Consider the following 25,820-nt stretch of genomic DNA (forward strand, 5'->3'; position numbering starts at 1 on the left):
CCCTTTAGAAACCGGATGGTGGTGAAACGGGTGGGCGTCCGTGGTGCAGGGCGGCGCCGATCAGCGAAAAGAAGGCGCGGCTGGCGGGCGAATCGGGCGCGTCCCATTCGGGATGCCATTGCACACCCAGCACCTCGCCGCCGCAGGGGCGCGCCGACACCGCCTCGACCAGGCCATCGTCTGCCGCGATCGCCTCGATCGAGAGGCCGCGGCCCAGCCGGTCGATGCCCTGTTGATGCACCGAATTGACGCGGACGCGGCGGGCGCCGGTCGCACCGGCAAGCCGGCCATCGGGGGTCAGCTCCACGTCATGGCCGTGGTCGAACAGCGAATCGTAATCACCCTCCCACGCGCCACGATGGTGGCGGCCGGGATGGCTGGCCGCGGCCAGCGTGCCGCCGAACAGCACGTTGATCTCCTGCAACCCGCGGCAGATGCCGAAAACGGGCTTGCCCGCCTCGATCATCCGTCCGGCAAGCGCCAGCGCGACCTCGTCGCGGCAATGGTCCGTCACCTGATCGCTTGGCAGCGGTGCGCCGCCATAGCGACCGGGCGCGACATGGCTGCGCGATCCGGTGAGCAGCAGTCCGTCGAGCACCGCGGAGAGCGTGTCGGTATCGGCGGTCCCCGGCATCGCGGGCACCAGCAGCACCGTCGCCTGCGCCAGCGTCGTCAGCGGCGCGATGAAGCGGCTCGCGACGACCTGCACCGGTCGTGCCGCGACTTCGTTGCAGCACAGCACCCCGATGACGGGACGGCGCGACAGGGGGCGGGCCTGCCCCATCACACCAGCGCCGCGACCAGCGTGTCGCGCAACGCGAGGCTGGCGGAGGGCGCGAGCAAAGTGGCTTCGGGCTGCACCACCACGCCGCCGGCGGGCACGTCGTCGAGCAGCCAGACGTTGCCGCCGATCGTCGCGCCGTCGCCGATCGTGACGCGGCCAAGGATCGTCGCGCCGGCATAGATGACGACATCGTCGCCGACGATCGGATGGCGCGCGTACCGTTCGCGTGGGGATCGCCGCGCCGCGCCCAGCGGACTGCGCGCGCCGAGCGTCACGTGCTGGTACAGTCGCACACCGGTGCCGACGATCGCGGTTTCGCCGATGACGACGCCGGTGCCATGGTCGATGAAGAAACGCGCACCGATCGTCGCACTGGGGTGGATGTCGATCCCGGTGCGCTCGTTGGCGAGTTCGGAGATCATGCGCGCGACGATCGGCGCGCCCAGAGTGTGCAGCTGGTGCGCGATACGGTGATGCAGGCTGGCGATGGCGCCCGGATAGCAGACGAGGATTTCGTCGGTGCTGCCCGCGGCGGGATCGCCCAGGAAGGCGGCCTCGACGTCGCTGTCGATCAGCCGGCGGATATCGCCGAGCGTGCCGGCGAACAGCCGCACGATCGTCGCGGCCTGATCCGCGGCGAAGGCGGTGCGCGCCTCCATCTGCCAATAGCCGAGCTCACGGTCGATCTCGCGTTCCAGATCGGCGAAGGCGGCGGTCAGCTTGGCGGCGACGAAATGATCCTCGTCCTTCGGCGCGACACGTTGCTGGCCCAGACGGCGGGGATAGAGCGCTTCGGCGAGCAGCGCGACGATGCGCTCGATGGCTTCGCGCGAGGGGAAGATCGCTGCGGCGCGCTGCGGCTGTTGGCGGTCGCGCCACGCTGCCCGGGCGCTGCGCAGCGCGCCCACCGCCTCGACCAGCGTCGCGCCGGCGGTAGGGGATTCGGGCGGTGAGGACAGCGTCGGCATGGCAAGTCTCCCAGACCTGCGAGCATATCCCTCCATTCTGATGGGAATAGAAAGAAAAGCTTTGCCGCCGACAAGATGGGCCCGGTTCGGTCAGGCCGCAGGCAGTCCGGGTCCGTTCGTTTCGGGCATCGGCAGCGGCGGTATCCGGGTCAGCAGCAGCGCCACCACCAATGCCAGAGCGCCGAGGATCAGACAGAATAGCGTCACCCCTGGCCAAGCGCTGCGGCTCCACGCGATGCCGCCGGCCGAGCCCAGCACGCTCGATCCAAGGTAATAGAAGAACAGATAGAGTGCGGCGCCCTGGCCGCGATGGCCCGCCGCGCGCCGCCCGACCCAGGCGCTGGCGATCGAATGCGCGCCGAAGAAGCCGATCGTCACCAGCGCGATGCCGACGACGACCAGCCACAGCGGTGTCGCCGCCGCGACGGCGATGCCCGCGATCAACACGACGATCGGCAGCCAGAACACCCGTCGCCGCCCGACCCGTCCCGCAAAGCCGCCGAACAGCGTCGAACTCACCGATCCCAGGATATAGAGCAGGAAGACCATGCCGACCGCCGCCTGGCTGAGGCCATACGGGGGCGCGATCAGGCGGAAGCCCGCGTAATTGTACAGCGTGACGAACAGGCCCATCAGCAGGAAGGCTTCGGCGTAGAGCAGCGGCAATGCCCGGTCGCGCAGCAGGGTCGCGATGCCGGCGAGCGGGTTGCGTGCGGTGCTCGCGACGAAGCGGCGCGACGGCGGTGCCAGCCGGCGAAACGCTTCCGCCATCACCACGCCGGCGAAGCCGACGCCGCCCAGCGCCCAGCGCCAATCCGCAACGTCCGCGATCAGGCTGGCGATCAGCCGCCCGCCCATGCCGCCCAGCGCGCTGCCGGCAATGTACAGCCCCATCGCCGCCCCCACCGTCGCCGCATCCACCTCTTCGGCGACATAGGCCATCGCGACCGCCGGCACGCCGGCGAGCGCAAGGCCGGTGAGCAGCCGGAGTGCCAGCAGCGCATGCCATCCCGGTGCCACCGCCGCGGCGAGCGTCAACAGCCCCGCCGAAAACATCGCCGCGATCATCAATGGCCGCCGCCCGATCCGGTCGGACAGGACGCCCGCAAACAGGATTGCGATCGCCAGCGGTCCGGTTGCGAGCGACACGGCCAGCGACGCGCCCTCCGCACTCAGCGCATAATCGTGTGCGAACAACGGCAGCAGGGGTTGGACGGCGTAGAGCAGCGAAAAGGTCGAAAAGCCCGCGAACAGCATCGCCAGCGTCAGCCGGCGATAGGCGGGCGTGCCCAGCGCAATGGGCGCGATCACCGAGTCAGTGGGTGGCATGCGCCCGGCGTCCCGCGATCACCAGCACCGCCGCGCCTGCCAGCGCCGAAGCGATCGAACCGGCGAGGACGCCGATCTTAACCGCGTCCATCTGCGCAGGATCGGCGAAGGCGAGGCCACCGATGAATAGGCTCATCGTGAAGCCGATGCCGGCGATCAGCGCCATGCCGTACAGCTGCCCCCAGCTCACCCCCGCGGGGCGGCGTGCGATCCCCAGCCGGTCTGCGCCCCAGATCGCTGCCAGGATGCCGGTCTGCTTGCCCAGAAACAGTCCGAGTGCGATGCCGAGCACCAGCGGCTGGGCGAACGTCTCCAGCCCGACGCCGGTCAGCGACACGCCGGCATTGGCGAAGCCGAACAGCGGCACGATGGCAAAGGCGCTCCACGGATGCAGCGCATGCTCCAGCCGGTGGAGCGGCGATCCCGCCTCATCGCGGCGGATCGGCACCAGCATGGCGGTCATCACGCCGGCGATCGTCGCATGCACACCCGATTGCAGCACGAACAGCCACAGCGCGGCCCCTGCCAGAAGATAGGGCCACAGCGCCATCACCTGCCGCCGGTTGAGGACGTAGAGCACCAGCAGCGCAAGCCCCGCGCCGGCCAGCGCCAGGACGCGGATCGAATCGGTATAGGCGACGGCGATGATCGCCACCGCGCCCATGTCGTCGACGATCGCGACGGTGGTCAGCAGCAGCTTGAGCGACGAGGGCACGCGCGATCCAAGCAGCGCCAGCACGCCGATCGCAAAGGCGATGTCGGTCGCGGCGGGGATCGCCCAGCCGGGCTGCAATCCCGGCGTATCGCCCGCGACGAGCAGGAAGACGAGCGCCGGCACCGCCATCCCCGCGACCGCGGCGATGAACGGCAGCCGCCGCCGGTCGGCGCTGGCCAGCCGGCCACCGACGAACTCCCGCTTGATCTCCAGCCCGACGAGCAGGAAGAACAGCGCCATCAGCCCGTCGTTGATCCACAGGTGAACGGTCATCGGCCCCAAAGCGGGCGCGAGCGTCGGGCCGATCTGCGCGTGCAGCAGCGCCTCATAGCCATGCGCCGTCGCCGGCCAGTTGGCGGCGGTCATCGCCAGCGCGGCCGCGGCGATCAGCACGATCCCACCCGCCGCCTCTCCGTGCAGAAAGGCGCGCAGCGCGTGGCGGCGATGGGCGGAGGCCTTGGTCATCCCGTCTGACGTAACGGCTCGCGCCCTGCTGGCAAGCCGAACCCGCCGCGCTCGATGGCGAACGAGACCGCCCAGATCGCAAAGCCGCCCAGCGCCAGACCGGCGCCGACCAGTCCGGTCGACGTCCAGCCGAGCCCGCCCGCAATGGCGAGGCCCCCCAGCCACGGGCCGATCGCGTTGGCGGTATTGAACGCCGAATGGTTCAGCGCCGCGGCCAGCGCCTGCGCGTCACCCGCCACGTCCATCAGCCGCGTCTGCAATACCGTGCCCAGCGCACCCCCTAAGCCGATCGCGAAGACGTCGGGGATCAGCGTCCACAGACTTCCCGCACATAAGGGATAGACCGCCAGCGACGCCGCCGACCACAGCAGCAGCGCACCCGCCGTCGGCATCAGCGCCCGGTCCGCGAAGCGCGGCACGATCAAATTGCCGATCGTCATGCCGGCACCGAACACCGCCAGCATGATCGGCACGGTCTGCGGTGCCACGCCGGTGACGTCGTGCAGCGTCGCGGCGAGATAGGTGTAGACCGCGAACATGCCGCCGAAGCCGATCGCACCGGTGCCGAGCGTCAGCCACACCTGCCGCCGCTTGAGGGCGCCGAGTTCGCGCAAAGGGCTGACGCTGCGATCGGGGCTGTCGATGGGGGCCAGCACGGCGACGAGGCTCGCGGTGGTCAGCGCCAGGAGTGCGACAAGCGCAAACACCCAGCGCCAGCTCGCCATTTGCCCCAGCCAGGTCGCAACCGGTACGCCGACGATCGTCGCAACGGTCAGGCCCAGCATCACGCGTCCGACCGCCTGCGTCCGCTGCGCGGTCGGCACCAGCGACGCGGCGACGAGCGAGGCGATTCCGAAATAGGCGCCATGCGGCAGGCCTGCGAGGAATCGGAACGCAAGCATCCAGCCATAAGACGGCGCGAGGGCGGACAGCGTATTGCCGATCGCAAACAGCGCCATCAGCCCGATCAACAGGCTGCGCCGCGCCATACGGGCCGACAGCACCGCGATCGTCGGTGCGCCGACCACCACGCCCAAGGCGTAGGCGCTGATGATATGCCCCACGGTCGGCGCGTCGATGCCCAGCCCGCGGGCCAGGTCCGGCTCCAGGCTCATCGCCGCAAATTCGGTCGTCCCGATCGCAAACCCGCCAACGGCGAGCGCAAGATGGACGAGGCCGGGATGCGCCTCGGCAGTCTGTCGTAACGTCATGGATGCTGCCCTAACCGACCTTGCTGCAGTGCAGCAAGATCAATGGCCAAGGGCGGCGCGTAGTTCCGCTTTAGTGCGCAAGAGCGATGGTAGATCCGCCCAATTCCTCCCCCGCGTCAGCGGTGGAGGGGGCGTTTCCGCAAACACGACCTCCGCCGCATACCTCCCCCTCCGTCACCGCTACGCGGCGCCACCTCCCCCTGGCGGGGGAGGACTTAGGCAGTGACCTTCGCCAGCGCCTCAGCGATCAGCGTCCGGCTGTTCTCCACCCCGTACAGCGCGATGAAGCTCCCCATGCGCGGCCCCTGTTCGGACCCCAGCAGTGTCTCGTACAGCGCCTTGAACCAGTCGCGTAAGCTTTCGAAGCCGGCGGTCTTGCCGATCTCGTAGACAACGTTCTGGATATCCTCCGCGCTCGCGTCGGCGGGTAGCGCGGCGAGATCGGCGTCCAGCCGGCGCAGCGCCTCCACCTCGACGCCTTTGGGTGCACGGCGCTTCAACGTCGGCGCGACGAAATCGCGGGCATAGGCCAGGGCATAGCCGATCAGTCGGTCGAGCTCGGGGTCGCGCTCGGGCGTCGCATCGGGCACATAGTTGCGCAGATAGCCCCATACCTGCTCCTTGCTCGCCTCGCCCATCACGCCGACGAGGTTGAGCAGCAACCCGAACGTCACCGGCAACGTCGCGCTGGGCACGTTGCCGTCGTGGATGTGGTGGACGGGGTTGCCGAGCTTCTGCGGTATTTCCTGCGTCGGATAATTGCCGCGGAACTGCCAATAATCGTCGACCGCGCGCGGGATGACGCCGAAGTGCAGCGCCTTCGCCTTCTTGGGCTCGCGATAGGCGAAGAAGGCCAGGCTCTCTTCCGGCCCATAGGTCAGCCACTGGTCGAGGCTGAGGCCGTTGCCCTTGGACTTGGAGATCTTTTCGCCCTTTTCGTCGAGGAACATCTCGTAGTTGAAGCCCTCGGGCGGGCGTCCGCCGAGCACGCGCGCGATCTTCGACGATTGCGTCACCGAATCGATCAGGTCCTTGCCCGCCATTTCGTAATCGACGCCGAGCGCCACCCAGCGCATCGCCCAGTCGACCTTCCATTGCAGCTTCGCCATGCCGCCGAGCGCCGACTGGACGATCCGTTCGCCGCTCTCGTCGGTGAAGGCGATCGTGCCGGCGTCCGCGTCGACCACCTCGACCGGCACCTGCAGTACGACACCGCTCGTCGGGCTGACCGGCAGCACGGGCGAATAGGTCTCACGCCGTTCCGCCCGCAGCGTCGGCAGCATCACGTCGAGGATGCCCTGGTAATGGCGCAGCACGCCCTTGATGGCGTCGTCGAACTTGCCGCCCTCGTAATAGTCCGTGGACGAGGCGAATTCGTAGTCGAAGCCGAACCGGTCGAGGAAGGCACGCAGCATCGCATTGTTGTGCGCGGCGAAGCTGTCGAACTTGCCGAACGGATCGGGGATGCGGGTCAGCGGCTTGCCGAGATGCTCGCGCAGCATGTCGCCGTTGGGGACGTTGTCGGGCACCTTGCGCAGGCCGTCCATGTCGTCGCTGAACGCGATCAGGCGCGTCGGCTGGTCGCTCAGCGCATGGAAGGCGTTGCGCACCATCGTCGTGCGCAGCACTTCGTTGAACGTGCCGATATGCGGCAGGCCCGACGGGCCATAGCCGGTTTCGAACAGGATCGGTGCGCCACCGGGCTTGCCGTCCGGAAAGCGTTTCAGCAGCTTGCGCGCCTCTTCGAACGGCCAGGCCTTGGAGTCGAGAGCGACGGAGCGCAGATCGGTATCGGTCATGATGCGCGCCGGACTAAGGTTCCGACGCGCATCCCGCAACACTTTGGATCGCGGCGCCTTAGCGGCAGCGACGTTTGGCGGTGATCGTGCGATCGATCGCCCGGCCGGCAAAGGCACCGCCGACGCCGCCCGCGATCGTGCCGAGCGCGCCATGGCCGAGCAGCGAATTGCCGACGAGCGCACCGCCGACGCCGCCCGCCACCAGGCCCGTCGTCCCGCTCGAATAGCGGCAGCCGTGCGCGTAGCGATAGCCGCGCTCATGCGCATAGCGGTGGTGATGCCGCTTGGCCTCGGCCTTGCTGACCGGCAGCGCGACGCTGGCAGGCAGGACGAGCGAAGCAGCGGTGAGCGCGAACAGCATATGGCGCATGATATATTTCCCTTTCGTGTCGAACGATGTCTGCCGAACGAGCGATAAAGGGCGCGGTTTCATGAATGCAGGATGACGTTCGCCGCGCGCGGGTTGGCGAGTTGCCATTCCGTTCCGGTGGAGTACAGCGGCACCGGTGATCCCTTATCCCGCCCTCCACGCCAGCCATGGCGGCATCTGGATCGCGACCGCGGAGGGTACGCGGCCGATCGGGCGCGGCGAGGCGATCCGCATCGCGGCGGATACGCCGGTGATCCTGCTCAACGCCGCATTGGTCGCGCAGCGGCTGGGCTACCCCGAGCTGTCGGGCCTCGACCTGCTCGAACTGTTCGCCTTCCTCCACCCCGCGCGCTTCGCGGTGCCGACGCCCAAGGGGCTCGCGCGGGCGGTCGATCTGTCACCGCCGACGCGTGACGAGGATGTCGCCGCTTTCCTGCGCGAGGCTGCCGCAGCCCTGCTTGCCGTGCCGGAGGGCGACTGGCCCGAACGGGAGGGCGCGTGGACCGCGGTGCAGTCGCTCGGCCGGCTGCGCTGGCCTTGGGCCCCCGCGATCGGCCCGCTGATCGCCAAGCCGCGCACCAACGAACGCTGGCTGTTCGCCGCGCTGCCCGAATGGGAGGAGCACGCCCCGCGCCCCGCACCGCTGTCTGCGACCGTCCCCCCTGGCGATGCCGAGGCACGGCTCCACGCCCTCACCGGCGCGGGCGCCGAGGAGCGCACTGGCCAGCGCGCCTTCGCCGCCGCCGCCACCGAAGCCTTCGCCCCGCGTGCGATGCGTGATGCGCCCAACATGGTCCTTGCAGAGGCGGGGACGGGGATCGGCAAGACCTTGGGCTATCTCGCCCCCGCCTCGCTCTGGGCCGAGCGCGCGGGCGGCGCGGTGTGGATCAGCACCTATACCAAGGCGCTGCAACGCCAGCTCGCCAAGGAAACCGAGCGAGTCTTCCCCGACGCCGCGGTGCGCCGCGAGAAGGTGGTGACGCGCAAGGGCCGCGAAAATTACCTGTGCCTGCTGAACCTGGAGGATGCGTTGCAGGGCGGCTTTGCCGGCCGCGCCGCGATCCTCGCGCATCTGGTCGCGCGCTGGGCGGCCTATAGCGCCGACGGCGACATGGTCGGTGGCGACCTGCCCGGCTGGCTGCCGACCCTATTTCGCCGCAACGGCCCGGCGGCGCTGACCGATCGGCGCGGCGAATGCGTCTATGCCGGCTGCCCGCATTACCGGAAGTGCTTCATCGAACGCGCCGCGCGCGCCTCGGCGGACGCGGACATCGTGATCGCCAACCATGCCCTCGTCATGGTCAACGCCGCGCGCGGGCGGGAGACGACGACGCGCCCGACCCGCTACGTCTTCGACGAAGGCCATCACCTGTTCGAAGCGGCCGATTCGATGTTCGCCACGGCGCTGACCGGGCAGGAGACGATCGAACTCAGGCGCTGGATCCTGGGTCCCGAAAGCGGCGGGCGGGGGCGGCGGCGCGGGCTTCAGGCGCGCCTGTCGGATGTCGCGAGCTATGACGAACAGGGCGGCATCGCGATCCAGGATGCGGTGGAGGCGGCACGCAACCTCGCCAGCGACGGCTGGCTGGGGCGGATCGCCGAAGGTGCGCCGTTCGGGCCGATCGAGCATCTGCTCGCTGCCGTCCGCGGCCTCACCTACGCCCGCGCGGAACAGCCGGGCGACGCCGGCTATGGCCTCGAAACCGAACTCGCCGAACCGACCCCCGAACTGATCGAAGCCGCCGCCCCCGCTGCCGCCGCGCTCGACGCGCTGGTCCGCCCCTTGGTGACGCTCGGCCGCCGGCTGGAGGCGGTGCTGGCGGAGGCGCCCGACTGGATGGACGGCCCGGCACGTGCGCGGATTGAGGGCGCGATCGCCTCGATCGGGTGGCGGGCGGAGACGGTAGCGGCGTGGCTGTCGCTGCTCGCGCGCGTCGGCGGCCCCGCCGATCCCGACCATGTCGACTGGCTCGCGGTCGAGCGGATCGAGGGGCGCGAATATGACATGGGCCTCCACCGCCACTGGCTCGATCCCACGCGGCCCTTCGCCGAAGTGGTATTGAAGCCGGCGCATGGCGTGCTCGTCACCTCGGCGACGCTGACCGGCGGTGGCGACTGGCCGACCGCGGAGGCCCGCGTCGGCGCGCCGCACCTCGCCCGCGCACCGTCGCGGTTCGAGGCGCCGAGTCCCTTTGCCTATGAACGCCAGGCCGAGGTGCTGATCGTCACCGACGTCAAGCGTGGCGACCTGCCCGCGCTCGCCAATGCCTATGCGCGGCTGATCGTCGCGGCGGGCGGCGGCACGCTCGGCCTGTTTACCGCGATCCGCCGCCTGCGCGGCGTCCACGGCCGCATCGCCGACCGGCTGGCACGCGAGGGGCTGCCGCTCCACGCGCAGCACGTCGACCCGATCGATACGGGCACGTTGGTCGACATCTTCCGCGACGATCCCGCCGCCTCTTTGCTCGGCACCGATGCGTTGCGCGACGGGGTGGACGTGCCTGGATCGTCGCTGCGGCTCGTCGTGATGGAGGGCGTGCCCTGGCCCAAGCCGAGCGTGCTCCACGCCGCGCGCCGGCTGGCGGGGGGCGGTTCGGCCTATGACGACCGTATTGTCCGCGCGCGGCTCGCCCAGGCGTTCGGGCGCCTCATCCGCCGCGCCGACGATTCGGGGGCGTTCGTGATGCTGTCGGCCGCGATGCCGTCGCGGTTGCTCGCTGCCTTCCCGCCCGGCGTCGCCGTGACGCGCGTGACGCTGGACGAGGCGGTCGCCCGTGTCGCTGCGCGCAGTGGTGGGCGGCTTTCCTTGTCGCCCGCGATCGGGCATGAGGCGCGCATCGCGGTCGAGGACGGAGACGCCGGTTGAAGACGCTGACGCTGCTGCGCCACGCCAAGTCCGGCTGGGACGATCCCGTCGCTCGTGATTTCGACCGTCCCTTGAACGACAAGGGGCGCCGCGCCGCGCAGACGATGGGCCGGCACATGCGCGACGAGGGGCTCGTCTTCGACCATATCGTCGCCTCGCCCGCGGTGCGCGTGATGGAGACGCTCGACGCGATCGCCAGCGGCTATGGTCGCAAGCTGGAACCGGTGTGGGAACGGCGCATCTACCTCGCCTCCGCCGCGACGTTGCTCGACGTCGTGCATGAGCTGCCGGAAGAGGCGCAACGGGTCCTGATGGTCGGCCACAACCCCGGTCTCGAGGATCTGGCGATGCTGCTGGTGCCGTTTGGCGGCGGCGCGTTGCGCGACCGGCTCGAGGAAAAATACCCGACCGCGACGCTCGCCGAGATGGCGACCGGGGCAGAATGCTGGCGTGCGGTCGCCGAGGGACAGGCGCGGCTCGACCGCTACGTCCGCCCGCGCGACCTCGATCCCGCGCTCGGCCCCGACGAGCGGTGACGGACCCGAAACGGTCCTGACGGGTTCTTGCCCCGTCCCGCAGTCGGCGGGGGTGCAGACGGGGGCGATATGATCGACAGGCGACGGCTGGAATCGGGGGGACTGATCGTCTTCCTCGTGGCGGTGAGCGTGGGTCTGCTCGCGATCGTGTCGTCGTTCATCGGCGCGCTGCTGTGGGCGGTGCTCGCCGCGATCCTGTTCCAGTCGCTGTTCCAATGGCTGCTCAAGCGCTGGCCGGGGCACCGCAACCGGGCGGCGGCGGCGACCTTGCTCATCATCTTCGTCGCGGTGATCATCCCGACGCTGGCGATCGGCGGCATGGTGATCGACCAGACCGCCGGCGTCTATGCCAAGGTGCAAAGCGGCCAGATCGATTTCGCCAGTTACTTCAAGCAGGTGCACGACGGCCTGCCGCAATGGGTGCAGCGCCCGCTCGATCGATCTGGCCTCGGCAGTTTCGACAACGCGCAGGCCCGCATCGTGGAAGCGGTGCGCTCCAGCTTCCGCGGCATCGCGTCGCAGGCGCTGTCGATCGGCCGGAACACGGCGGCGTTCCTGCTCGCCTTCGGTGTCGGGCTCTACGTCACCTATTTCCTGCTGCGCGACGGCGATCGGCTCGCGCCGAAGATCCGGGACGCGCTGCCGCTGGAACGCGCCGTGGCCGACCGCCTGCTCGGTCGTTTCGTCGCGGTGGTGCGCGCGACGATCAAGGGATCGGTGCTCGTCGCACTCGCGCAGGGTGCGCTGGGCGCGATCACCTTCTGGATCGTCGGTCTGCCGGCGGCGCTGCTATGGGGCCTGTTGATGGCACTCGTCGCGCTGCTGCCCGCGGTGGGGCCGGCCCTCGTCTGGGGGCCGGTCGCGATCTATCTGCTCGCGACGGGTGCCATTTGGCAGGCCGTGGTCGTCATCGTCTCGGGCGTCGCGGTGATCGGCCTGGCCGACAATATCCTGCGGCCGATCTTGGTCGGCCGGGACACGGGCATCCCCGATTGGCTGGTGTTGGTGACGACGCTGGGCGGCATCGAGGTGGCGGGGCTCAGCGGCATCGTCGTCGGCCCGCTGGTCGCCGCGCTGTTCCTCACCGGCTGGCAGATCCTGACCGACGAGCGCGAGGGGCGGCGGGTGACGGCGGGCGTCGACGCCGAGGACGCACCGCGCGAGGCGTGACGTGCCACGCCAAGAACGCCGTTCACCCTGAGCTTGTGAAGGGTAGCTCTCCGCAGGTGCTAAGTTTGGGGAACGCGCCCTTCGACAGGCTCAGGGCGAACGGCTGGGAAGAACGTTAATTCCGTTGGCACGGATAGGTCTTGGCCAACACCCGCGCATAGCCGTCCTTCAGCGGCAGTTTCTTGTCCGCCGGCGACAGCGCATCCAGCCCGCCCAGCATCTCGAGGATGCCGACCGATTCGCCATCGGGGATGCAGGCGATCGGCGGCTTGCCCGCAGCGACCCGCGCCGCCCCCTCCGCACGAAGCTGGCGCGTCGCGGCATCGGCTTCCGCCTTCAGCACCGGATAGTCGGGGTTGGTCAGCGCGGTGAAGGGGTTCGCGCGCAGCGGCGCGGCCTTGGCCAGGAAGGTGCCGACGCTCATCGCGGCAGCGGCAGGCGTGGCGAGGCCCAGCGAAACGGCAAGGGCGATCAAAGACTTATACGACAACGGCGGCACTCCGGATGGGAATGCCGCCGCATAATCGGATCAAACTGACGGCGGGCTGAACCGCCCCCCGTCTCTGTCGTTCGGATCAGGCGCCGAGCGGTGCCGGATTGCCGAAGGGACCGCCCGGACGGCGCGTCTTCGGGATCGAGGTGCCGGCGCGCGGCACGCTCGCCTTCGGACCCGACGGATCGCTGCGGCCGATCTCCTCACCGGCGATCAGCTTCTTGATCTCGTCGCCCGACAGCGTCTCATATTCGAGCAATGCGCCGGCCAGCAGGTGGAGCTGGTCGACATGGTCGGTCAGCAGCTGCTTGGCACGGGTCAGACCGCCTTCGACGATGCTCTTGATCTCGTCGTCGATCAGCTGCGCGGTCGCATTGGACATGCGAACCGGCTGGCTCGACGAATAGCCGAGGAAGCTTTCACCTTCCGGCTGCGCATATTCGACCGGGCCGACCTTGTCCGACATGCCCCATTTGGTGACCATGTCGCGGGCAAGACCGGTAGCGTACTGGATATCGCCCGACGCGCCCGACGACACCTTGTCGTACCCGAAGATGATCTCTTCGGCGACACGGCCACCCATCGCCACCGCCAAGTTCGCATACATCTTGTCGCGATGGTAGCTGTAGCTGTCGCGCTCCGGCAGGCGCATCACCATGCCCAGTGCGCGACCGCGCGGGATGATCGTCGCCTTGTGGATCGGGTCGGACGCCTGTTCGTGGATCGACACGATCGCGTGGCCCGCCTCGTGATAGGCGGTCATACGCTTCTCGTCCTCGGTCATGACCATCGACCGCCGCTCGGCGCCCATCATGACCTTGTCCTTCGCCTCTTCAAACTCGGCCATCGCCACCAGGCGCTTGCCCTTGCGCGCGCCCATCAGCGCGGCTTCGTTGACGAGGTTGGCGAGGTCGGCACCCGAGAAGCCCGGCGTACCGCGTGCGATCGTGCGCGCATCGACGTCGGGCGCCAGCGGCACCTTCTTCATATGGACTTCCAGGATCTTGACGCGACCCTCGATATCCGGCCGCGGCACGACAACCTGGCGGTCGAAGCGGCCCGGACGCAGCAGCGCGGGGTCGAGCACGTCGGGGCGGTTGGTCGCCGCGACGATGATGATCCCCTCGTTCGCCTCGAACCCGTCCATCTCGACCAGCAGCTGGTTCAGCGTCTGTTCGCGCTCGTCATTGCCATTGCCCAGGCCCGCACCGCGATGGCGGCCGACCGCGTCGATTTCGTCGATGAAGACGATGCACGGCGCGCTCTTCTTGGCCTGTTCGAACATGTCGCGGACGCGGCTCGCGCCGACGCCGACGAACATCTCGACGAAGTCCGAACCCGAAATGGTGAAGAAGGGCACGCCTGCCTCACCCGCGATCGCGCGGGCGAGCAGCGTCTTGCCGGTGCCGGGCGAGCCGACCAGCAGCGCGCCCTTGGGGATCTTGCCGCCCAGCCGCGCGAACTTGGACGGATCCTTCAGGAAGTCGACGATTTCGGTCAGCTCGGCACGCGCCTCGTCGATGCCGGCGACATCGTCGAACGTGACCTTGCCTTCCTTCTGCGTCAGCATGCGGGCACGGCTCTTGCCGAAGCCCATCGCGCCACCGCCGGTATTCTTCTGCATCTGCTTGATGACGAAGAAGGCGATGCCCAGGAACAGCAGGAACGGCAGCGACTGGTACAGCAGCACCATCCACACCGACGTGCCCTCATCGGGCTTGGCGGAGATCGTCACGTTCTTCTGGCGCAGATGCGGCACCAGCGTCGGATCGCTGATCGGATAGGTGCGGAACTTCTCGCCGCTCGTATAGGTGCCGGTGATCATGTCGCGGCTGATCGCCACGTCCTTCACCGTGCCCTCGTCGATCTGGTCGAGGAATTTCGAATAGGCGACGGTATTGCTGTTCGCGGCGCTGGTGCGGCCATCGAACATCGTCACGAACAGACCGAGCGCCAGCAGGATGCCGACCCAGATCAGCAGGCTCTTCATCCAGGGGCTGCCGCCGCCGTTGCCGCCATCATTCCCGCCGTCGCCGCGCGGCTGCTTGTCGTTGTCGTTCATGGGGTGCCTTTCACCGCACAAGATAGGCGCATGGAGGTTAATGGCAATGGAACACCCCGGCGGAATTGCGCCGATCAGCCGGCCGGCGACGACGAACGCCGCGGTGGGGCGGGGCGGAAGCGCCATTCGGGTCCATGCGGGCTGGCGATGACCCCCGCCTGCGTCGCGCGACGACCGGCCATGAGCGCATCGAGCAACGCCTCGATATTCGCCGATTCGTTCCACTGCGTGGTCGCAACGGCATTGGTCGCGATCACCTCTCCGATCGCGCGGCGTGCCAGCCGGCGCAGCACCTCGCGCGGCAGATCGGCGGCGTCGAGCCGGATGCTCGCGTCGAGGATGCGCACGCGCGTGCGCCACAGCCAGTCGACGATCGCGCGCAGATCGCCGTCCGCTTCCGCCAGCGCGGTCGCCGATCGGGCGAGCTGGGGCGGGCCGAGCCATTCATTGCCCTCGATCAGCCGGCGAAAGCGCGTGCGATCGTGTGCCGGATCGTGGTTGCTGGGATCGTCGACGAACGGCACGTCGGCACGCCGGACGATCGCGCGCAGCTCCGCGCGCCGCCATTCGAGCAGCGGCCGCACGATCGTCATACCTTCAACCATGGCCCGTGCCCGCACGCCGGCCAGCCCCGCAATCCCCGATCCGCGCGCGGCCCGCATCAGGAAGGTTTCGGCCTGATCGTCGACATGATGCGCCGTCGCGATCGCATCGACCCCCAGCGCGCGCGCATGGTCGGTCAGCAGCGCATAGCGCGCGCGCCGCGCCGCCGCCTGGATGCTCGCGCCGCCGATCGGTTCGGCGGGTGTCAGTATCGTATGCGGCACGCCGATCGCGCGGCAGTGATCGGTGACCATTGCCGCCTCCGCCGCCGCCTCCGCGCGCAGGCGATGGTCGACGGTCGCGACATGCAGCCCCTCGACCCCGCCGGCCTGCGCCAGCGTCAGCATCGCCATGCTGTCCGGCCCGCCCGAGACGGCCAGCAGGATACCGCCGCGCGGGGCGTGCCCCAGCGCGCGGATCAGGTCGTCCCGAAACCGCTGGCCTTCCGGCCCTGCGGGATCACTGGCATTTGGCGGCGGTGCGGCCCTTTTCGACATTCGCCTTCATCTGGCTGGAGATCTTGCTGCCGTATACGTCGGTCAGCTCGCCATAAACCTTGCACGCATCGGCCGGCTTGTTGAGCTTCATCAGTGCCTGCGCGAGATAATAGAGGCTTTCCGGCGCGCGTTCGCCATCCGGCATCTTCTTGTAATTGTCGTAGAATGCCATCGAGGCAAGGCTGGGCTTGCCCTCGTCCAGGTACGATCGGCCGAGCAGGTTCTGCGCATAGCTTGCGCGGCGATGCTTGGGATAGGTGGCGACCACCTTCTTCAGTTGCGCCTCGGCCTGCGGATATTGCTTCGCCGCCCACAGGCGATAGCCGTAGAGATAGTCGTCCTCGGGCGCGTCGCCGGTCGAGGGCTTCTCGACCTTGGCGGCGTTGGCGGAGGGCGCGGTGTCGCCCGCGGCGGCGACCGCGGTGGAGGTCGGGGTCTTCGCCGGCGTACGCCCAGGCTTGGCCGGCGCGTCGCTCGCCGCCGTGTCGCCGGTCAACGGCGCCGAGGCGGGGGTTTCGGCCAGCGCCGGCGTGCTCGCCATCGTCTTCAGCTTGGCATCGGTGCTGCGCTTGTACGCGTCGAAGGCGTCCTGCAGCTGGCGGACCTTATAGCCGTTCTGCTCGATCTGATCGGTCATCGACGCCATCTGGCTTTCCAGCGCGGTCACGCGGCTGGTCAGGTCGGCGACGGCGCTGGTCGCGGGCACGCCGCCGATTGGCTGCGGCGTATCGGGACGCGTGATCTCCGGCTGGAGATACTGGCCGGCGCCGCCTGGGAAGACCTTGCGCTGCACCGCGCGCATTTCGCTTTCCAGCTTGCCGACGCGGCCTTCGACGTTGCTTTGTGCCGATGCGGCGACCGGCGTCAGGATGGTGGCGGCAGCGAGCGCCCAGATGATCGTACGCATGGATGTGGCGCCCCCCGGCGCAGCCTTGGTTAACACGAAACGAGTCATAGCTGCATTGCCATGCCTGTCGCCAGCCTTAAGGCGCGGACGAATTGCCCGTCGTTGCCGGCGGTGGCGTCGGCGCCGTCTCGGCGGATTGCAAATTCGCCCGCTGCGTCTCGCTGGTCGCGGGACGATCGGCGAGACGCTCGCTGCGGCGGGGCGAGCGTTCTTCGCTCGATCGCATCGCGCTCGTCGCGGCGGCGCTGGGCGTCGCGGTCGGTGCCGGGGCGCCGGACAGGCGGGCGGCGATCGCCGCGCCGCTGACGCGCACGTCCTTGATCGCGCGCGATCCGTCGCCCAGCGGCGGGATGGCGGTGCCGTTCAGCGTCACGTCCAGCTTGTCGGGACGGCCGACATTGATCTTGGGATCGTTGGCGGTCGCCGGCACGGCAAAGGTTTCGCCCGGCTTCATCGTGCCGAGGTACAGCGTCTTGTTGTCGGCGTCATAGACGCGCAGCCACACTTCGTCCTTAGCCGTCAGCACCACCTGCCCGCCGGTCGGCGCGGCCGGCGTCGCGGCGGCGGTCGGCCGGGGCGTCACCGCCTGCGCCACCACGGCATCCTGCGCGGCGGGCGGCGTGGCGCCGTGCTGCTGGAACAGGTTGGTGCCATACCACAGACCGGCCAGGATCAGGACGGCGAGCGCGATGCCGACGCCCAGCACAGCGACGCCGCGCGAGGGCACGCGTGCCGGATCGGCGGTTTCATAAGGCACATATTCGGGCTGGCGCGGCCCCATCCGGTCGAGTTCGCGGCGCAGGTCGGCGGCCAGCTCCACCTCGTCCATACCCACGGCGCGGGCATAGGCCTTTGCGAAGCCCATCGCATAGGTGGGCGAGGGCAGGGCGCCATAATCGCCCGCTTCCAGCGCCTCCAGATGGCGCTGCGGCACGCGGGTGCGTGCGGCGATCTCCGCCAGGCTCAGGCCCCGGCTGTCCCGCGCGGCACGCAACCGATCGCCCGGCCGGGCCGGTTCGACGGGGGTGGGGGCAGGCTGGCCGGATTCGACCTCGTCCATTCGTATCTCCGGGGGAGGGGCGTTTGCGGATCGCTGACGGGCGGGACATTCCCCGATGGACTGCTGCAAGTCAACGCGCCCGAAACCCTATTCGGCGAGGTTTCAGGCCATGTCGACGCCTTGCGAGGTTGCCCAATCACTTAGCGCGGCGCGCATGTCGCGCGGCGGCCGGGCGATCAGCTCGGTCACGAACGCGCGGACTGCGTCATGGTCCAGGCTGCGTACCATCGCCTTGATCGGGCCGATCGCGGCGGGGGTGATCGACAGGCGGTTGATGCCCAGGCCGATCAGCGCCATCGCCTCCACCGGCCGCCCGCCCATCTCGCCGCACACCCCCAGGTCGACGCCCGCTTCGCGGCATGGCCCGACGACGCGCGACAGGAAGCGCAGGATCGACGGGCTCAGCCAGTCATAGCGTTCGGCGAGCCGCGGGTTGGCGCGATCGGCGGCGAACAGGAATTGCGTCAGGTCGTTCGTGCCGACCGACAGGAAGTCGAGATCGGGCAGCAGCAGGTCGAGCTGCTCGGCGAGCGCAGGCACTTCCAGCATCGCGCCATAGCGGATGCCCGTCGGCAGCCGCCGGCCGCGCGCGCCCAGCCATTGGCGCTGTGCCTCGAACAGCGCCTTCGCCTCGGCGAACTCCCAGGCCTCGCTGACCATCGGGAACATGACGTTGAGCGTGCGGCCCGACGCCGCCTCGATCAGCGCGCGCGCCTGCACCTTCATCAGGCCATCGCGATCCAGCGCCAGCCGCAACGCGCGCCAGCCCATCGCCGGATTCTCTTCGTCGGCATCGGCCTTGTTGAGATAGGGCAGCGCCTTGTCGCCACCGATGTCGACGGTGCGGAAGATCACCGGGCGATCCCCGGCGGCGTCCATCACCTCCTTGTAGAGGCGCTGCTGGCGTTCGCGCTGCGGCAGCGTCGCCGATACGAGGAACTGGAATTCGGTACGGAACAGGCCGATGCCGTCCGCCCCCGTCGTGTCGAGCGCCGCGACGTCATCGCGCAGGCCGGCATTGACCATCAGCGTGATGCGATGCCCGTCCTTCGTCACCGGCGGCACGTCGCGCAACGCGGCAAAGGCGGCCTTGCGCTTCTGGCGCAGCGCCAGCTTCGCCTCGAACGCCTCTTCCATCCCGCCCGACGGCCGCACGAACACGTTGCCCGCCACCGAATCGAGCAGCAGCAGGTCGCCCTCGGCGATCTGGCGGCGCACGTCGCGCACCCGGCCCAGCACCGGCACGCCCATCGCCCGCGCGACGATCGTCACGTGCGCGGTCAGCGACCCTTCCTCCAGCACCACGCCCTTCAACCGGCGCTTGTCATATTCCAGCAGCTCGGCCGGCCCCAGGTTGCGCGCGATCAGGATCGTATCCTGCCGCAGGCCCAGCTGCGCGGCGGTGCCCATCTGGCCCGACACGATGCGCAGCAGCCGGTTCGACAGATCCTCCAGGTCGTGCATGCGATCGGCGAGCAGCGGATCGTCGATCTGGCGCATGCGCTGGCGGGTGCGCTGCTGGACGCGCTCGATCGCCGCTTCCGCGGTCAGGCCGCTGTCGATCGCTTCATTGATCCGCCGTGCCCAGCCTTCGTCATAGGCGAACATCTTGTAGGTCTGCAGGACCTCCTCATGCTCGCCGCCGACGCCGAACTCCGCCTCGCGCGTCATCCGGTCGATCTGTTCGCGCATCTTGTCGAACGCGGCATAGACGCGGTGGCGCTCGGCGTCGGTATCCTCGGCGACGGTATGTTCGACGACGATGCGCGGCTGGTGGAAGACGGCATAGCCAGACCCCATGCCCTCGACCAGTTTCTGCCCCGGCAGGCGGATCGCAGCAGTCGACTTCTCGCGCCCGCTGGCGCCCGCCGCCGTGTCGATCAGCCCGGCATTGGCGATCAGCTCGGACAGCACCATCGCCACAGTCTGCAACGCCTCGATCTCGACGTCCTGGTACTTGCGCTGCTCGCTGTGCTGCACCGCAAGAACGCCCACCGCGCGCTCGCGCCGGATGATCGGCACGCCGGCAAAGCTGTGATAGCGTTCCTCGCCCGTCTCGGGCTTGTAGGCGAAGTCCGGATGGCTCGCGGCTTCGTCGAGGTTCAGGACCTCGACATCGTCGGCGATCGTGCCGACCAAGCCCTCGCCCAGCGCCAGCTTGGTGACATGGACCGCCGCCTGATCGAGCCCGCGCGTCGCAAACAGCTCCAACACGCCCTCGCGCAGCAGATAGATCGAACAGACCTCGCTATCCATCGCCTCGGCGATGATGCCGACGACGGCGTTCAGCTTCGCCTGCGCCGGGTTGCGCCCGGCCATGACGTCGTGAAGGCGGGTGAGGATTTCGCGGGCGGAGGCGACGGCCGAGCTGGGCATGTGCCTAGGGCTAACAGATGCCGCGGGCGGGTGCCACGCAACAATCTAGCGGAACGCAGTTTCCATCACTGTGCCGATCAGTCCAAGGACTGGAAACGTCAGGGCATAGATGACCACGATCCGCCGTGTGCTCCGCGCATAGCCCGGACGCAGCAGGAACCAGAAGAACACCACCGGCAGCACGATCAGGCCGAGCATCAACGGCGGGCTGATCGGCCGGGATGCCTCAGGCATCGAACAGCCCGTCCTGACTGCCCACCGGCGGGTTCAGCCCCAGATGCTTCCACCCGCCCGCGTTCAGCACGCGCCCGCGCGCGGTGCGGGCGACGAGGCCGAGCTGGATCAGATAAGGCTCGATCACCTCCTCGATCGTGTCACGCGGTTCGCTGAGGCCCGCGGCCAGCGTTTCGACGCCCACCGGGCCGCCGCGATAGATATCGGCGATCATATGAAGGTAGCGCCGATCCATCGCGTCGAGGCCCAGCGCATCCACCTCCAGCCGGTTGAGCGCGCGGTCGGCGGCGATCCGATCGACCGTCGGCGTGCCCGCGACATTGGCGAAGTCGCGCACCCGGCGCAGCAGCCGCCCGGCGATCCGCGGCGTCCCGCGCGCGCGCCGCGCGATTTCGGCGGCGCCGTCGGGCGCGATCGCCAGCTCGAGCAGCCCGGCGGCGCGCGTCACCACGCGGGTCAGCTCGTCCACCGTATAGAATTGCAGGCGGACGGGAATGCCGAAGCGATCGCGCAGCGGCGTCGTCAGCAGCCCCTGCCGCGTCGTCGCGCCGACCAGCGTAAAGCGCGGCAGGTCGATCCGGACCGAGCGTGCCGACGGCCCCTCGCCGATCATCAGATCGAGCGCGCGGTCCTCCATCGCCGGATACAGCACCTCCTCGACCGCGGGTTGCAGGCGGTGGATCTCGTCGATGAACAGCACGTCGCCGTCCTCGAGATTCGTGAGCAATGCGGCGAGGTCGCCCGACTTGGCGATGACGGGGCCGCTGGTTGCGCGGAATCCCACGCCCATCTCGCGCGCGATGATCTGCGCCAGTGTCGTCTTCCCCAGCCCCGGCGGCCCGAAGAACAGCACATGGTCCAGTGCATCCCCGCGCCCCCGCGCCGCCTCGATGAACACGCGCAAATTCTCGCGCGCCGCCTGCTGCCCGACGAAATCGTCGAGGCTCTTGGGGCGCAGCGCCGCGTCCACATCCTCGGGACGGCGGCTGGCGGTGAGGAGGCGGTCGCTATCGGTCACGACGCGCTGTCGTGTTCTGGATCAGACAGCGCGACCCATGGGTTTGCCTGTCTTGCCGAACGAGGTGGCAGGGACAAGCGGAGACGTCGGCATACCCACGCGTCTCCGCGACCTGCGATCCACGCCGACGGCGCGTCATCCACGGTGATCGTCACGGTCGCCATAGGTCGCTCCTAAACAGTGCGGAACGAAGCGGCAACGCCCTACTTCGCCGCCTTGCGCAGCGCCAGCCGCACCAGCGCGTCGAGCGTCGCGCCCGGGCCCAGATCCTCCTCCGCCGCACCGACCGCGTTCGCGGCCTCGGCGGGGCGGAAGCCGAGGTTGAGCAGCGCCGACACCGCATCCGCACTGGCGCCGACCGGCACCACTTGTGCGGCGGCGGCGGGGCCGAGTGCAACGGTGCCCACTTTGTCCTTCAGCTCGCGCACGATCCGTTCGGCAAGCTTCGGGCCGACGCCGTTCGCCCGCGCGACCATCGCCTTGTCCTGCGCCGACACCGCGCGCGCGATTTCCTGCGTGTCCAGCGCCGACAGGATGGCGAGCGCGACGCGCGATCCCACGCCCTGCACGCCGGTGAGCAGGCGGAACCAGTCGCGCTCTTCGGCGCGCGCGAAGCCGACCAGGCGGATCGAATCCTCGGCGACCAGCATCTCGGTGTGCAGCATCGCCGCTTCGCCCACAGGGCCGATCGCCGCGAGCGTGCGTGCCGAGGCGCCCACCAGATAGCCGACGCCGCCGACGTCGATCACGGCATGGTCGATGCCCGTCGAATCGAGCCGGCCCTTGAGATGTGCGATCATGCCGTCACCCTAGCGCGGCGCGCCATGCCCTGGGCAGAGGCAAGATGGTGGGCGTGCGTGATCGCCACGGCCAGCGCGTCGGCGGCGTCGGGGCCGGCGAGCTTGGCGCCCGGCAGCAGCACCGCCATCATCGCCTGAATCTGCCGCTTTTCCGCGCCGCCCGTCCCGACGACCGCCTTCTTGACGGTCGAGGGGTGATATTCACCGATATGCAGCCCCGCGCTGGCGGCCGCGAGCAGCACCACGCCGCGCGCCTGCCCTAGCTTCAGCGTCGACTGCGCATTGGTGTTGCCCAGCACCTCTTCCACCGCCGCGCCGTCGGGCCGCTCGGCGAGGATCACGTCGACCAGCGCGGCATGCAGGTTCGACAGGCGGCGGGGCAGGGGCATCGACGGATCGGTCTTGATCTGGCCGTTGGCGATATGCCGCAACCGGTTGCCGTCGGCATGGATGACGCCCCAGCCCGTCGTGCCGAGTCCGGGGTCGAGGCCGAGGATGATCATGGATCATTTCTCCCTCGCTTCAGCGGGGGAGGGGGACCGCTCGCCAAAGGCGAGTGGTGGAGGGGGGCCGCCGTGGAACGGCGGCTGCGCCGCCGCCCCCTCCACCATGCTGCGCATGGTCCCCCTCCCCCGCTTCGCGAGGGAGGAATGAGACTCAACCCAGCTTCTCCATCACCTCGTCGGATACTTCGTAATTGCCCCACACGGTCTGCACGTCGTCGTCGTCGTCCAGCGCGTCGATCAGCTTGAACAGCGTCGCGGCATCGGCTTCGGTCACCGCGACCATCGTCTGCGGGCGCCAGGCGAGCTTCGCGCCTTCCGCTTCGCCGAGCACCGGCTCCAGCGCCTTGGCGACCTCGTGCAGATCCGCCTGCGCGGTCCAGATCTCGTGGCCTTCCTCGGTCGAGGTCACGTCCTCGGCCCCCGCCTCCAGCGCGGCCTCGAACACCTTTTCGGCGTCGCCGGCACTGGCGGGATAGTTGATCAGGCCGACGCGGTCGAACGCATGACTCACCGATCCGGACGCGCCGAGGTTGCCGCCGTTCTTCGACACCGCGGTGCGCACGTTGGTGGCGGTGCGGTTGCGGTTGTCGCTCAGCGCCTCGATGATCAGGCTGACGCCGCCGGGGCCGAAGCCCTCGTAGCGGATTTCCTCGTAATTCTCGGTATCGCCCTTCGACGCCTTGTCGATCGCGCGCTGGATATTGTCCTTGGGCATCGACTGCGCCTTGGCGGCGTTCACCGCGGCGCGCAGGCGCGGGTTCATGTCGGGGTCGGGCAAACCCATCTTCGCCGCCACGGTGATTTCGCGGCTGAGCTTGGAAAACATGCCCGAGCGCTTCTTATCCTGCGCGCCCTTGCGGTGCATGATGTTCTTGAACTTGGAATGGCCTGCCATGGATGCCTCTAGCGGATAATCCCGTGCCCTTACGCCGCGGACGCCGCATTCGCCAGCCTGTCGATCTTTTCCTCCAACGCCGTCAGGCGATCGAGGATCACGCCGTCCAGCTTTTCGTGCAGGCGCAGGATGTCCAACTCGGCACGCAAATTGGTCTCGTAGTCCAGGCTGGCGGCCAGCCGGTCCTTCGCCGCCTGGCGGTTCTGGCTCATCATGATGACCGGTGCCTGGATCGCGGCGAGCGTCGAGAGCATCAGGTTGAGGAAGATATAGGGGTAGGGATCGAACGCCGCGCCGAAATGCGCGAGCACGTCCGAATTGAGCAGCATCCAGCCGAGCAGCACCACGGTGAAGCTGATGATGAAGCCCCAGGACCCGCCGATCGCCGCGACCTTGTCGGCCAGCCGGTCGCCGACACTGGCGCGCGCATCGGCCTCGTCGGCGGCGTCGCGGCTGACCAATGTGCCGCTTTCGATACTGTCGAGAACGCGGCGCTCCTCGGCATCGAGCGCATGCGCGGGCTTGCGCAGCAGCCGCAGGGCGAGGTCGGCGAACGGAATCTGGGCCATGCGGGGCATCCTCGCGCAGGGATAGCGGAACGGAACCGGCCCGTACTGGCCCGATCGCCACGGGGCAACCGGGCGCAAACCGCTTGCCCGATGCCCCCCGGATCGGCCAAACGGCAGCCACAATGACCGTCAGCGTAGACATGGGAGCCGACGAGCGCGGCGCGCCCGTGACCATGGACCTCGAAGAACTCCTCGCCACCCGATTGCTTGTTCAGGGCAATTCCGGGTCGGGCAAGTCGCATCTGTTGCGCCGCCTGCTCGAAGGATCGGCGGGGCAGGTGCAGCAGGTGGTGATCGACCCCGAGGGCGATTTCGTCACGCTCGCCGGCCCCTATGGCCATGTCGTGATCGAGGCAGCGGATTATTCGGTGCCGGAAATCGCGCGCATCGCCACCCGCCTGCGCGAACATCGCGCCAGCGTCGTGCTGAGCCTGGAGGGACTCGAAGCAGAAGGGCAGATGCGCTGCGCCGCCGCCTTCCTGTCGGCGCTGTTCGATGCGCCGCGCGAACATTGGTATCCGGCGCTGGTCGTCGTCGACGAGGCGCAATTGTTCGCGCCGACGACGGGCGGCGAAGTGGCCGAAGAGGTGCGCCGCGCGTCGCTCAGCGCGATGACAAATCTGATGTGTCGCGGCCGCAAGCGCGGCCTCGCTGGCGTGATCGCGACGCAGCGCCTTGCCAAGCTCGCCAAGAACGTCGCCGCGGAAGCGTCCAACTTCCTGATGGGCCGCACCTTCCTCGACATCGACATGGCGCGCGCCGCTGATCTACTCGGCATGGAACGGCGCCAGGCGGACGGCATCCGCGATCTGGCGCGCGGCACCTTCCTGGCGCTAGGCCCCGCCGTGTCGCGACGGCCGATCACGGTGAAGATCGGTGCGGTCGCCACCTCCGCGCGCTCGGGCAGCCCCAAGCTGACGCCGCTACCCAGCGCGCCGGTCGAGAATTTGCAAGAACTCATCTTCGCGCCGCCGCCTGAAGAGGCGCCGCAGCTGCCGATGAGCTTCGATCCGCGCCCGCGTCGCGTGCCGACCGACGAATTGTTGGACACGATCGAACGCCCCGCCGCGCCGGCGACGCTCGCGCCACTGCCGGACAAGTCGGACGTCGAGGTCGAGGCGATCTACGCGAGTGTCCTCGAAGCGATCGTCGCCGACCGCGACTCCGCGCTGCGTCCGCCATCGGTGCTGTTTCAGGACTTCCAGGTCCGCTGCCGCATGGCCGGCCTCGCCAAGCCGCCGCTCGACCTGCCCGGCTTCACCCGGCGACTGTCCGCGGCCCGTGCCGGCATCTTCGACGTCACCGATCCCGACTGGGCCGAGGCGATGGAGCTCGCCAACACCTTGCCCGACGACATGATCGGCGCCTTCCTGCTGATCGCGCGTGCGGCGCGGGCCGGCGAGCCATGTCCATCGGACGTGGCATTGGCGGAAACCTACGGCACCAGCTCGCTGGGCCGGGTCCGCCGCCTGATCGGCTATATCGAGAGCCGCGAGCTGATCGTCGCCCGAGTCGACCTGTCCGGCAAGCGCTCGATCACCATCCCGCGCCTCGGCTGGACGACTGCGGCGAGCGAGGCGGCGTAGG

General features: G+C 69.0%; 23 protein-coding genes. 4 read left to right on the top strand and 19 right to left on the bottom strand.

Annotated features, from left to right (window positions below; genetic code table 11):
- Positions 1-4: 4 nt before the first annotated feature.
- The 7 genes from ACP7A3_RS10075 to ACP7A3_RS10105 form a co-directional block, all read right to left on the bottom strand.
- Positions 5-784, bottom strand: coding sequence for a gamma-glutamyl-gamma-aminobutyrate hydrolase family protein (locus tag ACP7A3_RS10075; protein WP_426255486.1), 780 nt, complete (start codon positions 782-784; stop codon positions 5-7).
- Complete coding sequence (epsC, locus tag ACP7A3_RS10080; protein WP_426255487.1) at positions 784-1,752, bottom strand: serine O-acetyltransferase EpsC; 969 nt, start codon at positions 1,750-1,752, stop codon at positions 784-786. Before epsC ends, ACP7A3_RS10075 begins: the two co-directional genes overlap by 1 nt.
- A 90-nt stretch (positions 1,753-1,842) precedes the next feature.
- Positions 1,843-3,081, bottom strand: coding sequence for an MFS transporter (locus ACP7A3_RS10085; protein ID WP_426255488.1), 1,239 nt, complete (start codon positions 3,079-3,081; stop codon positions 1,843-1,845).
- Positions 3,068-4,261 (bottom strand): Na+/H+ antiporter NhaA, encoded by a 1,194-nt coding sequence (gene nhaA / locus ACP7A3_RS10090; protein ID WP_426255489.1) that lies wholly within the window; start codon positions 4,259-4,261, stop codon positions 3,068-3,070. The genes ACP7A3_RS10085 and nhaA overlap by 14 nt, the downstream gene beginning before the upstream one ends.
- A complete protein-coding gene (locus ACP7A3_RS10095; RefSeq protein ID WP_426255490.1) occupies positions 4,258-5,472 on the bottom strand; it encodes an MFS transporter in 1,215 nt (404 codons plus the stop codon). Before ACP7A3_RS10095 ends, nhaA begins: the two co-directional genes overlap by 4 nt.
- Positions 5,473-5,687: 215 nt before the next feature.
- A complete protein-coding gene (locus ACP7A3_RS10100) occupies positions 5,688-7,271 on the bottom strand; it encodes a lysine--tRNA ligase (protein ID WP_426255491.1) in 1,584 nt (527 codons plus the stop codon).
- Between the two features lie 58 nt (positions 7,272-7,329).
- Positions 7,330-7,641, bottom strand: a complete 312-nt coding sequence (locus ACP7A3_RS10105) for a hypothetical protein (protein ID WP_018250585.1) — start codon at positions 7,639-7,641, stop codon at positions 7,330-7,332.
- A 136-nt stretch (positions 7,642-7,777) separates the two neighbouring features.
- On the opposite strand from ACP7A3_RS10105, the gene ACP7A3_RS10110 reads away from it, so the two are divergent.
- From ACP7A3_RS10110 to ACP7A3_RS10120, 3 genes are all read left to right on the top strand, one after another.
- On the top strand, positions 7,778-10,507 hold the full coding sequence (locus ACP7A3_RS10110; RefSeq protein WP_426255492.1) for an ATP-dependent DNA helicase: 2,730 nt from the start codon (positions 7,778-7,780) through the stop codon (positions 10,505-10,507).
- Positions 10,504-11,043: a SixA phosphatase family protein gene (locus ACP7A3_RS10115; RefSeq protein WP_426255493.1), complete on the top strand. Its 540-nt coding sequence runs from the start codon at positions 10,504-10,506 to the stop codon at positions 11,041-11,043. The genes ACP7A3_RS10110 and ACP7A3_RS10115 overlap by 4 nt, the downstream gene beginning before the upstream one ends.
- 69 nt (positions 11,044-11,112) lie before the next feature.
- A complete protein-coding gene (locus tag ACP7A3_RS10120; protein WP_043060993.1) occupies positions 11,113-12,213 on the top strand; it encodes an AI-2E family transporter in 1,101 nt (366 codons plus the stop codon).
- A 115-nt stretch (positions 12,214-12,328) separates the two neighbouring features.
- On the opposite strand, the gene ACP7A3_RS10125 is transcribed toward ACP7A3_RS10120, so the two are convergent.
- The 12 genes from ACP7A3_RS10125 to ACP7A3_RS10180 all read right to left on the bottom strand — a co-directional run bounded on the left by ACP7A3_RS10125 (position 12,329) and on the right by ACP7A3_RS10180 (position 24,233).
- The gene (locus ACP7A3_RS10125; RefSeq protein WP_426255494.1) at positions 12,329-12,703 is read right to left on the bottom strand and encodes a hypothetical protein; all 375 of its coding nucleotides are present in this window, start codon (positions 12,701-12,703) and stop codon (positions 12,329-12,331) included.
- An 85-nt stretch (positions 12,704-12,788) separates the two neighbouring features.
- Entirely contained in the window at positions 12,789-14,768 is a 1,980-nt protein-coding gene (ftsH, locus tag ACP7A3_RS10130; protein ID WP_017980441.1) for an ATP-dependent zinc metalloprotease FtsH, read from the bottom strand.
- A gap of 74 nt (positions 14,769-14,842) precedes the next feature.
- The gene (tilS, locus tag ACP7A3_RS10135; protein WP_426255495.1) at positions 14,843-15,868 is read right to left on the bottom strand and encodes a tRNA lysidine(34) synthetase TilS; all 1,026 of its coding nucleotides are present in this window, start codon (positions 15,866-15,868) and stop codon (positions 14,843-14,845) included.
- Positions 15,831-16,775 carry a hypothetical protein gene (locus ACP7A3_RS10140; RefSeq protein WP_426255496.1) on the bottom strand — a complete coding sequence of 315 codons (945 nt, stop codon included), beginning with the start codon at positions 16,773-16,775 and terminating at the stop codon, positions 15,831-15,833. Before ACP7A3_RS10140 ends, tilS begins: the two co-directional genes overlap by 38 nt.
- Before the next feature lie 76 nt (positions 16,776-16,851).
- Positions 16,852-17,835 carry a helix-turn-helix domain-containing protein gene (locus ACP7A3_RS10145; protein WP_426255497.1) on the bottom strand — a complete coding sequence of 328 codons (984 nt, stop codon included), beginning with the start codon at positions 17,833-17,835 and terminating at the stop codon, positions 16,852-16,854.
- 102 nt (positions 17,836-17,937) lie between these two features.
- On the bottom strand, positions 17,938-20,211 hold the full coding sequence (ptsP, locus tag ACP7A3_RS10150; protein ID WP_043060989.1) for a phosphoenolpyruvate--protein phosphotransferase: 2,274 nt from the start codon (positions 20,209-20,211) through the stop codon (positions 17,938-17,940).
- Positions 20,212-20,256: 45 nt separating this feature from the next.
- Positions 20,257-20,445, bottom strand: a complete 189-nt coding sequence (locus tag ACP7A3_RS10155; protein ID WP_244057197.1) for a hypothetical protein — start codon at positions 20,443-20,445, stop codon at positions 20,257-20,259.
- Complete coding sequence (ruvB, locus tag ACP7A3_RS10160) at positions 20,438-21,463, bottom strand: Holliday junction branch migration DNA helicase RuvB (RefSeq protein ID WP_426255498.1); 1,026 nt, start codon at positions 21,461-21,463, stop codon at positions 20,438-20,440. The genes ACP7A3_RS10155 and ruvB overlap by 8 nt, the downstream gene beginning before the upstream one ends.
- 203 nt (positions 21,464-21,666) lie before the next feature.
- Positions 21,667-22,263, bottom strand: a complete 597-nt coding sequence (gene ruvA / locus ACP7A3_RS10165; protein ID WP_017980432.1) for a Holliday junction branch migration protein RuvA — start codon at positions 22,261-22,263, stop codon at positions 21,667-21,669.
- Entirely contained in the window at positions 22,260-22,766 is a 507-nt protein-coding gene (gene ruvC / locus ACP7A3_RS10170) for a crossover junction endodeoxyribonuclease RuvC (RefSeq protein ID WP_017980431.1), read from the bottom strand. Before ruvC ends, ruvA begins: the two co-directional genes overlap by 4 nt.
- Before the next feature lie 154 nt (positions 22,767-22,920).
- Positions 22,921-23,664: a YebC/PmpR family DNA-binding transcriptional regulator gene (locus ACP7A3_RS10175; RefSeq protein ID WP_017980430.1), complete on the bottom strand. Its 744-nt coding sequence runs from the start codon at positions 23,662-23,664 to the stop codon at positions 22,921-22,923.
- A 29-nt stretch (positions 23,665-23,693) separates the two neighbouring features.
- Positions 23,694-24,233: a DUF1003 domain-containing protein gene (locus tag ACP7A3_RS10180; protein WP_116460241.1), complete on the bottom strand. Its 540-nt coding sequence runs from the start codon at positions 24,231-24,233 to the stop codon at positions 23,694-23,696.
- A 122-nt stretch (positions 24,234-24,355) separates the two neighbouring features.
- Here ACP7A3_RS10180 and ACP7A3_RS10185 point away from each other — a divergent pair, with 122 nt between their 5' ends.
- Entirely contained in the window at positions 24,356-25,819 is a 1,464-nt protein-coding gene (locus ACP7A3_RS10185; protein ID WP_017980428.1) for an ATP-binding protein, read from the top strand.
- Position 25,820 lies beyond the last annotated feature (1 nt).

Source organism: Sphingomonas sp. DC5200-1, from assembly GCF_049897245.1.
Classification (GTDB): Bacteria; Pseudomonadota; Alphaproteobacteria; order Sphingomonadales; family Sphingomonadaceae; genus Sphingomonas; species Sphingomonas aquatilis.

Bases quoted from the DNA above. Each gene is read 5' to 3' on its own strand.
- ACP7A3_RS10120 (WP_043060993.1), top strand. From the start codon at position 11,113: ATGATCGACAGGCGACGGCTGGAATCGGGGGGACTGATCGTCTTCCTC.
- ptsP (WP_043060989.1), bottom strand. From the start codon at position 20,211: ATGCCCAGCTCGGCCGTCGCCTCCGCCCGCGAAATCCTCACCCGCCTT.
- ACP7A3_RS10185 (WP_017980428.1), top strand. From the start codon at position 24,356: ATGACCGTCAGCGTAGACATGGGAGCCGACGAGCGCGGCGCGCCCGTG.
- ACP7A3_RS10155 (WP_244057197.1), bottom strand. From the start codon at position 20,445: ATGCCTGAGGCATCCCGGCCGATCAGCCCGCCGTTGATGCTCGGCCTG.
- ACP7A3_RS10095 (WP_426255490.1), bottom strand. From the start codon at position 5,472: ATGACGTTACGACAGACTGCCGAGGCGCATCCCGGCCTCGTCCATCTT.
- ruvA (WP_017980432.1), bottom strand. From the start codon at position 22,263: ATGATCGCACATCTCAAGGGCCGGCTCGATTCGACGGGCATCGACCAT.
- ACP7A3_RS10100 (WP_426255491.1), bottom strand. From the start codon at position 7,271: ATGACCGATACCGATCTGCGCTCCGTCGCTCTCGACTCCAAGGCCTGG.
- ACP7A3_RS10180 (WP_116460241.1), bottom strand. From the start codon at position 24,233: ATGGCCCAGATTCCGTTCGCCGACCTCGCCCTGCGGCTGCTGCGCAAG.
- nhaA (WP_426255489.1), bottom strand. From the start codon at position 4,261: ATGACCAAGGCCTCCGCCCATCGCCGCCACGCGCTGCGCGCCTTTCTG.
- ACP7A3_RS10075 (WP_426255486.1), bottom strand. From the start codon at position 784: ATGGGGCAGGCCCGCCCCCTGTCGCGCCGTCCCGTCATCGGGGTGCTG.
- ACP7A3_RS10140 (WP_426255496.1), bottom strand. From the start codon at position 16,775: ATGCGTACGATCATCTGGGCGCTCGCTGCCGCCACCATCCTGACGCCG.
- ACP7A3_RS10175 (WP_017980430.1), bottom strand. From the start codon at position 23,664: ATGGCAGGCCATTCCAAGTTCAAGAACATCATGCACCGCAAGGGCGCG.
- ACP7A3_RS10145 (WP_426255497.1), bottom strand. From the start codon at position 17,835: ATGGACGAGGTCGAATCCGGCCAGCCTGCCCCCACCCCCGTCGAACCG.
- tilS (WP_426255495.1), bottom strand. From the start codon at position 15,868: ATGTCGAAAAGGGCCGCACCGCCGCCAAATGCCAGTGATCCCGCAGGG.
- ACP7A3_RS10085 (WP_426255488.1), bottom strand. From the start codon at position 3,081: ATGCCACCCACTGACTCGGTGATCGCGCCCATTGCGCTGGGCACGCCC.
- ftsH (WP_017980441.1), bottom strand. From the start codon at position 14,768: ATGAACGACAACGACAAGCAGCCGCGCGGCGACGGCGGGAATGATGGC.
- ruvC (WP_017980431.1), bottom strand. From the start codon at position 22,766: ATGATCATCCTCGGCCTCGACCCCGGACTCGGCACGACGGGCTGGGGC.
- ACP7A3_RS10105 (WP_018250585.1), bottom strand. From the start codon at position 7,641: ATGCGCCATATGCTGTTCGCGCTCACCGCTGCTTCGCTCGTCCTGCCT.
- epsC (WP_426255487.1), bottom strand. From the start codon at position 1,752: ATGCCGACGCTGTCCTCACCGCCCGAATCCCCTACCGCCGGCGCGACG.